The organism is Pseudomonas syringae pv. cilantro (assembly GCF_001293775.1).
Classification (GTDB): domain Bacteria; phylum Pseudomonadota; class Gammaproteobacteria; order Pseudomonadales; family Pseudomonadaceae; genus Aquipseudomonas; species Aquipseudomonas syringae_P.
The window spans coordinates 3,050-4,082 of sequence record NZ_LGLN01000094.1; the positions used below are offsets into that span (position 1 = coordinate 3,050).

Consider the following 1,033-nt stretch of genomic DNA (forward strand, 5'->3'; position numbering starts at 1 on the left):
TGGTCAATGCGGCTTTGGATAAATAGACTACGAGGTTCTCGAATTGATATATTAGTACTCGTAGTGAACCTTAGCTTCGCCCTTTTCGTCAATAGATAAGGTCATCCATTTCCAACAGCCACCAGTTTGTTTTTTCATAATTTCGTTTAGCTCAAATACAAGGCTAGATATGCTTTCTTCAGAAGTATCAGTTAAAAATACTGATTTTGTTTCATTACTAATATTGAATTTAAAGCTGGACTCTGTCCAGCCTTCTTCAGTATTGACTTCGCCCTTGTAATAGAGGGATTGATAGTCGCAATCAGCTTCGCTAGAAAGAATTTGAGCGAGCTCATTTAGAATTTCAAATTGTCTTTGCATTGTATTATCCACCGTTCTGGTTTTTAAATCGACGAGTTCTAGGCTCTCCATTGATAGTGTATTTTACTACCAGTGAATCAGGTCTTGGTGAGCCAGCGTCAAGTCTTCTAAAAGTGACGTTTACAGGGCCAACATTATCACCCTGTTCCAACGCATTTCTCAATTGATTTTCAAACTTTTTATAAGCGGAGTTATTAAAATTTTGGTCTTGTGGGAAAAGATTGTATCGATCGCATGTTCCACCGAGCGAGCATGCTTGGACATGACCTCCAACGTCAGTAGAAAGTCCTTCCTTCCCGACGGCAGTCTGACGAGCATCACGAGGCACCTTGGTTAGGGTAGGAGTGAACGTAATATCCTCAACATAGCCATGTGAGTTTGTGATGAATGTTGTTCCGTTATCTAGCTCATAACTTGAATTTGCTTTTAAGTTATTTAATGCGTCGTATTCCGGAGAACCTTTTTCAACTTTTGAGGCTTCAATTTTTATAACTGGGGTTGTTGCATTTTTTGCCGCCAGTGCATCCCGAAGCTCACCCTCAGTCTTAGCAAACTGCCCAAAGTTGGAGCCGGCACGTGCCTCCTGGCTATCTGCAATGGCGCCTACAACACGGTTGCGTGCAGCTTCGGCTTTGGCAAGCTTCTCCATTTTAGCCAGATCAGCCATCTTATC

Annotated in this window: 2 protein-coding genes; both read right to left on the reverse strand. The window is 41.9% G+C overall.

What is annotated here, in order from left to right; all coding sequences use genetic code 11:
• Positions 1–51 precede the first annotated feature (51 nt).
• Positions 52–360, reverse strand: coding sequence for a hypothetical protein (locus ABJ99_RS25205; RefSeq protein ID WP_057447048.1), 309 nt, complete (start codon positions 358–360; stop codon positions 52–54).
• Positions 361–364: 4 nt separating this feature from the next.
• Positions 365–1,033: DNA/RNA non-specific endonuclease (locus ABJ99_RS27875; RefSeq protein ID WP_195842920.1), on the reverse strand; the 669-nt coding region annotated here is incomplete at its 5' end.

What these genes read in the sequence shown, in the direction of transcription:
- ABJ99_RS25205 (WP_057447048.1), bottom strand. Translation starts at nt 360, where the DNA reads ATGCAAAGACAATTTGAAATTCTAAATGAGCTCGCTCAAATTCTTTCT.